We start from the raw sequence: 7,932 nt of genomic DNA on the forward strand, positions 1-7,932 counted from the left end.
CACCGTGCCTGGATCAACGACCCAGCCAAACGTAGGGAACCCGAACCCCACTCCTCATAACCAATCCAACGTCTCAGTTGACTTGACAGCTTCCGTTCCGGCGAGATCACACCAGGGGATCGCCGACCCGGGACACAGCCGGGGTCGACGGATGGGGGCTTCAGCGGAGGTCGGATATCGCTCCGCCTGAAGAGTTGTCAGGGGCGCTGCAACTCGATGCACCCTTCGGTGTCGTCGTTGGCACGGAGAGGCGACGGTGTTTCCCGCTCTTTCGACTCCAAGCCACCGACCGCAGGTTCCGGACGCGAGGCGGCTGCCTTGCTCTCCCAGAACATGGCCGCCGTGATGGCCGCGAGTGTCGTCAGGAACAGTCCGCTCTGGTAAGGAAGGTGCTGCAGCGCCAACCCACCCAGGCCGGCGAGCAAACCGATCACCAGCGTTCGTCGGGTCGTGAAGGACGAGACAACCAGGCCTATGTAGGAGGCGTACACCGCGAAGTCGAGCCCCAGCCCGTCCAGATCGGCGATGCCGCCACCGAACAGCCACCCGCACAGGGTGCTCAGGTTCCAGACCAGATAGATGATCAGAGAGCCGCTGAGCACGTACCAGGCGCGATTGTCCTGGCCCTCCCTCGGCTCCCCGAAGCGCTTGGCTGCCAATGCGTAGACCGCGTCGGTCATCCCGTAAGCGATGGCGATCCGCCACCGCCGCGACATGGGCCTGACATGCGGGGCCAGCGCAGCCGAGTAAAAGACATGGCGCAGGTTGACCAGTAGCACGGTGACAACGGTCAGCGGCACGGCAGCCCCCGAGGTCAGCATGCCGAGGCCGATCATCTGGGCTGAGCCGGCGTTCACCAACAAGCTCATCAGCATCGCCTCGGTTAGCCCCAAGCCTCTTTCCTGTGCGAGCGTGCCAAACAGCAGCCCAAACGGGACAGTTCCGATCACTACAGGGACAACGGATAGCGCTCCCTGTGCGGCCTCGGCGCCGCGGCTGTACTTGACCAGGGCCATTCGTTGTTCCCCTCGTGGATGGCAGGTGTGGTGGGCCGGAACCGGAGGGTCTACGGGCCTCCTTCCGCGCTGGTCAGAGCAGGAGCTTGGAGACCGTGAAACCGACCACGGCCACACCGAACACCAAGAAGAAGTTGTCCCGCTTGACCGCTCCGACGGCAAACCCACAGAAGGCACCCACCAGATAGGGGGTCAGCCACCCCGAGCCGCTGGCCGCCCCTTCGGGGGTGAGGACGGCTGGCGCGATGATGGCCATCAGGACCGCGGGCATCACATACGGCAACGCTCTCCTGACGTAGAGCGGCATGTGCTCGGGGCCGAACGGCCCGAAAAACACATATCGCAGTCCGAAGGTGACGACCCCGCTCAGCACGATGGTCATGATGGTCATCTGCCCTGCTTCTTCTGAGCCCCGGCCTGAGACGGGGCAGTACGACGTGAGGGGGATACGGCGGGGCTGCTAGAAGGCGAAGTCGGCCACCGGAGGAAGGCCCGCAGGGTCGGTCGTCGCCTGAAGCAGTACCGTCCGCTCAGGTAGTTCGTCCAGCTCACTGAGCACGTGCACCACCTGATCGAGCAGGAACTCCGCTGACGAGTCGTCGAACAACGCACGTGCATACTCGAGTTCCAGGAACGTGCCCGCCGGCTTCTCGTAGACCTGCAGATTGAGGTCGAACCGGGATGTCCCCACATGCGGCAGCGACAGGTTTATGCGCCTGCCATGCTTACGGAACGTGTAGAAATCGATGTTCTGGAGCGCGAAGAAGGCGTCGAAGATCGCGTTGCGGCTCAGATCCCTGTGCACTTCGAGCCTGCGTACCAACGCCTCGAACGGATAGTCCTGATGGTCCAGGCCCCCACGGTGTTCGGCATCGAGATCGCGTAGCAACTCCGCCAGGGTGCCGTCCGGTCCGATCCTCGCCCGTAGCACGACCGTGTTCACGAACATCCCGACGACGGAGTCGAGGTCCGGATGCGGCCTGCCCGCCATCGGGCTGCCCACCGCCACGTCCCGCTGACCACTGAGCCTGGCCAACGCCGCGACATAGGCGGCGAGCAGTACCACGAATGAAGTGGACGACTGGCGGTCGGCGACCCGGCGCACCCGGGCGGCCTCTTCAGAAGTGAGCGACCGGGCAATCACTGCCCCAGCCGTATTTCTGATGACGGATCTCGGCCGGTCGGTCGGCAGATCCAATGCAGCCGGCTGATCCGCGAACTTTTCCAGCCAGTAACACTCAACCCGCTCCGCATTAGGCCCTGTGAGCCGGTCGCTGAACCACGCCGAAGCGGCGGCGTAGCTCACCGGTGGGGGTGGGGGCTGACCCCCGGCGTAGAGGTCGAAGAGTTCGTCCACGAGAGTCCGCAGCGAGACTCCGTCGAAGACGATGTGGTGGATGTCCAGGTACAGCCGGTCCCCGCCGGGCCCACCGCGCAGTAGCAGAGCTCGGATCAGCGGCAGTGTGCCCAGGTTGAAGGGCCTGATCAGGAAGGCCAAGAGCTCCTCTTCGGCCGGCAGGTCCGCAGCCGCCTCCACGACCTGGAGTTCGGCCGGGCCCTGTGGCTCGACGAGTGGCAGTACCTCGTCCCCCACGATGTCGAACCGGGTTCGCAGGGCGTCATGACGGGATATCAGCGTGCTCAGTACCTCACGCAGGCGGTCGGGGTCGAGCGCGCCGCTGACATCGAGGCGGACCGGAATATTGTACGCCAGGCTGGCGGGGTCCATCTGCCACATCGCGTAGAGCGCCCGCTGCTGCGGGTGGCACGGGCCACGAGTACCTGCGGGCAGGTCCGGAATAGGCAGCAGCTTCGACCGAGGGGCCGAAGCGACTTTCAGAGCCATCGCCTCAAGGGTTCGCGCGCCAAAGATGTCGCTGAAGCCCAGAGCCGCCCCCGGTCCGCGAGCGATCCGGCCGATCAAGGCTCCGGCTGTGATGGACGTCCCGCCCAAGAGAAAGAAGTCGTCCTCCGACCCGATGCTCTCGGGACCCAGGTGTAGGACGTCACCCCACACGACCGCGAGCGCGGCTTCGCCGGGCGTCTTCGGGCGGCCTGCGGCGCGGCGGCGCGGCGCGGGAGAGGGAAGCAAGGCCTTGTCCACCTTGCCGTTGGCATTCAGTGGAAGTCGGTCCATCCGGACGATGTGGTCGGGGCACATGTAGGACGGCAGTCTGCGACGCAGCTCGGCTGCGACGCCCTGCTCCTGGCAGCCGTCCGCCAGGACGAGATGGGTGACGATCTGCCTGGCGGCCCCCGGCACGCCGGTCACGCTCGTATGGCTGTCGATCACCCCCGGGATCTCCAGCAGGGCGCCGTCGATCTCCTGGATCTCCACACGGTGTCCCCGGATCTTGACCTGGTTGTCGATCCGGCCGTGGAAGGAGAGCACGCCGGCCGGGTCTCTACTGACCAGGTCGCCCGTGCGGTAGTAGCGCTCGCCGTCGATGGTCACGAACCGTTCGGCGGTCAGCTCCGGGTTGTGCAGGTAGCCGCGGGCCACTCCCGCGCCGCCCGTGTACAGCTCGCCGATACCGCCGACCGGGACAGGGCGGCGTTCCGTGTCCAGGACCAGCGCTGTGGTGCCGGTGATGGGCATTCCGATCGGGATGGGTGTCTCGTAGACCCGGTCGATCGCGAAGGTGGTGGTGAAGGTCGTGTTCTCGGTGGGTCCGTAGCCGTTGAGAACCCGCAGGTCCGGATGGGCCTTCCGCACCAGGTTGACGTGCCGGTTGGAGAGAACGTCACCGCCCACCAGGAGTGTGCGCAGGTGTGCGAAGACATCGATGTCCTCATCGACCATCTGATTGAAGAGCGGAGCCGTCATCCAGAGCACGCTGATGTCCGCTTCGTGCAATGCCCGCTTCAGCAGCGCGGGCGTCAGCAGAACCTCTTGGTCAACGATGTGCAGCGTTGCGCCGTTGAGCAGCGCCCCCCACACCTCGAAGGTGGCGGCGTCGAACTCCAGGGCCCCGGTCTGGAGGAACCGCTCATTTGCCGAGAAGTCGAAGTAGTCCGTGTCCTTGGTCAGTCGAAGAACACCCGCGTGCTCGACCATGACGCCTTTGGGGCGACCGGTGCTGCCCGAGGTGTACATCACGTAGGCGAGCGGCGAGGCGGCAGCGGACGCATCCGGTTTCGAGACGGGTGCGCCGGCGGACAGCGGGCGGCTTGGCTCTCCGCCGCAGGAAGCTTCGAGATCGGCGATGTCAAGAACCAGCACGCCGTCCGGAGCGGCAGCCCGAACCTTCGCTGCGGAGGAGCGATCCGCAAGCAGGAGACGAACGTCACTGTCGAGCAGGATCTGCCTAATCCTGTCGTCGGGGAAACCAGGGCTGACTGGCATATAAGCAGCACGGGCCAACACGATTCCGAGCATGCAGACAATCGCATCGGTCGACCGCTCGAAGGCCATTCCTATCAGCGAACCCGGCTGGACTCCGAATTCAGAGAATCGGTCCGCAAGCAGGCGGGCACGAGCATGAAGATCCTCATAACTGAGCTCCTCGTCACGATACACGAGAGCGATTCCTGCGGGCCGCGCGACAGCTTGTTCAAGAAATGCTTCAGAAATATCAAAGTAGAGTCTGTACCGGTTCATGAAGCACCCGCAGAGATTATAGAAATGTACTTCACCAAAGCCCCCAGGAGGCCATCGCATGGCCGCTCTAGAATGATGATAAGGATCCTGCGAACTAGTTGACGACTGAGCCTGGTGACCAGCCCTGCCAGGAGGCCACCACGGGGTTCGGTCTACATCGACTCATCAGCGAAGCAACCTCCGGAAGCTATGCCGTCCGACACCCGCGCATGCCAGAAAAATAGGGGTATCTCTGAGTTCCACACATCAGAAAAACACCCTCTCATCGACCAGGCGGGAACGGTAAATTAATTGTTTGACTGCCAGAAACAAGCCGCTCACCCTAGACGATCTGTCGCTCGGCGAGCACCCGTGTCAGATTCCATCCGGACATTACCAAGCCGGTCGGTATGTTCGTGTAAACCGGAGAGTCATTTTGCGCCGAATTGCGCAATGGGCGCGCAACCCGGTGAAAAAATCTGCCAGAATAGACGGCACGTACCGTAGCCCAGCCCCCTTACACGGTCGCCCCCAATGGCTCTGCGACTTCGCGGCAATGCTGCCGGTCACCCGGTTGGGGATGCAAGGCATCACCCATGGCATGATCATGCATTGCTTGATCATCGAGGGTCTGGAGGGTGAAAATGGAGTGCAAAACCAACATATGCCCCGCCAACAAGGTGTGTGCGGGGGCGCTGGAGGTATACCGCAGGGCCCTGGCCGCGGGTACTCTTCCTCTCCTGTCCGCCTCGCCTTGCCTTCTCAGGCTCGGGCTCCTCGTTCCCGGCCACGGGGAAGACGGCGAACTCGTCCCAGTTCCGCCCGGGACGGCAGCTGCAAATGTGTTGCGCCCGCTGGAAGAAGAGCTGGCCGCAAAACGCGGGACCGTTGAGGAACTGATTTCGACGTTCGCATCGGTTGAGGCGACCCACACGTCGTACCAGTTGGAGAGCCTCCCCGACATCACATTGCTCCAGGGGACTTCAGCAGTCTCTCGAATAGTCGAAGCGGCAGTCGGGTCCTGTCAAACCGAACTGATCACCGCACAGCCGGGAGGGGGTAGATCACCGGAAATCTTGAAATCTTCCCTACGGCACAGCCTTCAACTACTGGGACGCGGTGTACGTCAACGCACGGTTTATCAACACGCCGTTCGGACGGATGGGCCCACCCGTGACTACTTGAACCGCTTGGTGTCGGCCGGTGCAGAGGTAAGAACGGTGGACGAGATCTTCGATCAAATCATCATATGCGACCGCGCCGCCGCCTACATTCCCGTCGGCAACGGGCGTGAACTTGACGCTCTGGAGATACGTCACCCCGCAGTCATCCGGTTCCTGGTCGGCATGTTCGATCAGACGTGGCTGCGGGGGTTCGTCTTCCACGCCGAGTCCCCCCAGCGCCCCGATGACGTCGTGGCGGACCTCGAACTGAGCATCATGCGGATGCTCATCGCCGGCGCGACGGAGGAGAGAATTGCCCGAAACCTAGGGATGAGCGTCCGCACCGTCGCAGGCCGAATTCAGATGATCTCGAAGCGGATGGGCAGCACCAGCCGCGCCCAACTCGGCTATCTCATGGCGACGAACGGTGTCCTGAGCGACTCCTCCGATCGCAATGCCGCGTCGCGATGAGTCCGCACAACAGCCACGGCCGTTTCAAGATCGATCGCGGGGTGCGGGGTTGGTGATGGGCTGCGTGTCGGCGTGCTGAGCAGGACGGAGCTCCGGTAGGACGAGGGTTCTCACACCAACTCGTGTATACCGGAGCTCCGTTGCTGGTCGAGTCTGCCATTCCTGACGCCCTGCTGTCCGCATTCGCAGGGCTGGTGTCGGTGTCCGGTGAATCATCGGTCGAGGTCACGCCGGTAGTGCTGGAAGGTCTGTTGGCCAGGTTGGGGCAGGTCGGGGACGGGCGGCAGGACCGGGGGCGGTTGTATCCGGTGGCGGCGGTGCTGGCGTTGGCGGCCGGGGTGGTGGTGGCGGGGATACGGTCCTTCGCCGGGATCGCGAGCTGGGCCTCGGATGTGCCCCCGTCGTGGTGCCAGGAGCTGTATCGGCAGGTCGGAGCGGTGGTGCCGGCGCAGGGGCCACCGTCGTTGAGCACGATCTGGCGGGTGGTGACCGGCGCGGATGCCGAGGCTGTGGACCGGGCGATCGGGGGCTGGCTGCTGCAGGAGGCTGCCGCCCAGGAGCCGGGGGAGTCGGAAGCGGCGGGTGAGGGGGCCGGGTTGACGGCGTGGGCGGCGGACGGCAAGGCGCTTCGGGGTGCGAAGGACGAGAACGGCAAGGCGGTACGGCTGCTCGCGTTCATGGAGCATTCTCGACAACTGGTGGTCGGGCAGGTGCAGTTGGAGAGGAAGAACAACGAGATCCCGGCCTTCTACGAGCTGCTGGGCCAGCTGGAGACGGGAGTGGAGGGGGTGGTGTTCACTGCGGATGCCCTGCACACGCAGCGCGGGCACGCGCGGGTGCTGCACGGGCTCGGCGCGGACTTCCTGTTTCAGGTGAAGGGGAGTCAGCCCAGGCTGTTCGCGGCGTTGGACGCGCTGGACTGGTGCCGGGTGCCGATCGGGTACGAGGAGACCGTGCGTGGGCACGGCCGCAGTGTGCGGCGCACGATGCAGGTCCTGCCCGCCCCCGCAGATCTTCCGTTTCCGCACGTCAGTCAGGTCTTCCTGTGTGAGCGTTATGTGAGCGACCTGGCCGGGAAGCTGGTGAGTGCGGTGGCGATCCTGGGCGTCACCAGCGCGGGTGCCGAGCGGGCGGGTCCCTTCGAACTCTCGCGTCTGTGCTCGGGCCAGTGGCAACTTGAGGTGCTGCACTTCGTGAGGGACACGCTCTACGCCGAGGACGCCTCCCGCGTGCGCACCGGCTCAGGCCCGCGCGTCATGGCAGCCCTGCGGAACCTCGCCGTCGGCGCACACCGCCTCGCCGACCGCACCGGGATCACCGAAGCCACCCGCTGGGCCGGCCGCGCCACACACCGCCCGTTCGACCTCCTCGGACTCCCGCGCGGATCTTGAAATGCCCGTGGCACAACAGCGGCCTGGCGAAGGTCAGCCGACAGCCTCGACCGCATTCAGCCGCTCTTCCCGTAGCCGGTCGTACCAGACGTCATTGAGGGCGGGCATTTCCCCCGAAAAGTGGACACCTTGGGATACTGGGCCGTGAAGGTCCGGAGGAAGAGATGTAAACATTCAGCGGGTTCACGTCGTGTGACGGTTCCGGGCATGGGGTGGCGGCCGGTGACCGGTGGTCAGCGGCTGGTCGGGGTGCGGGACGGTCAGGCGGGGGCGCGGGCCGCGGGTGGGAGCCAGGTGAAGCCGGTGAACGC

At 64.7% G+C, this 7,932-nt stretch carries 5 protein-coding genes; 2 read left to right on the top strand and 3 right to left on the bottom strand.

The window, feature by feature from the left end:
* Positions 1 to 197 precede the first annotated feature (197 nt).
* From AC0Z36_RS28960 to AC0Z36_RS28970, 3 genes are all read right to left on the bottom strand, one after another.
* Positions 198 to 1,016, bottom strand: coding sequence for an AzlC family ABC transporter permease (locus AC0Z36_RS28960; protein WP_485466048.1), 819 nt, complete (start codon positions 1,014 to 1,016; stop codon positions 198 to 200).
* A 73-nt stretch (positions 1,017 to 1,089) separates the two neighbouring features.
* Positions 1,090 to 1,407: an AzlD domain-containing protein gene (locus AC0Z36_RS28965; RefSeq protein ID WP_485466049.1), complete on the bottom strand. Its 318-nt coding sequence runs from the start codon at positions 1,405 to 1,407 to the stop codon at positions 1,090 to 1,092.
* Between the two features lie 69 nt (positions 1,408 to 1,476).
* Positions 1,477 to 4,677, bottom strand: coding sequence for an amino acid adenylation domain-containing protein (locus AC0Z36_RS28970; protein ID WP_485466050.1), 3,201 nt, complete (start codon positions 4,675 to 4,677; stop codon positions 1,477 to 1,479).
* 563 nt (positions 4,678 to 5,240) lie between these two features.
* Between AC0Z36_RS28970 and AC0Z36_RS28975 the strand changes: the two genes are divergently transcribed.
* Together AC0Z36_RS28975 and AC0Z36_RS28980 are read left to right on the top strand one after the other, a co-directional pair.
* On the top strand, positions 5,241 to 6,230 hold the full coding sequence (locus AC0Z36_RS28975; RefSeq protein ID WP_485466051.1) for a LuxR C-terminal-related transcriptional regulator: 990 nt from the start codon (positions 5,241 to 5,243) through the stop codon (positions 6,228 to 6,230).
* A gap of 140 nt (positions 6,231 to 6,370) precedes the next feature.
* Positions 6,371 to 7,621, top strand: a complete 1,251-nt coding sequence (locus AC0Z36_RS28980) for an ISAs1 family transposase (protein WP_485466052.1) — start codon at positions 6,371 to 6,373, stop codon at positions 7,619 to 7,621.
* Positions 7,622 to 7,932 lie beyond the last annotated feature (311 nt).

Source organism: Kitasatospora sp. UYEF31 (genome assembly GCF_057291755.1).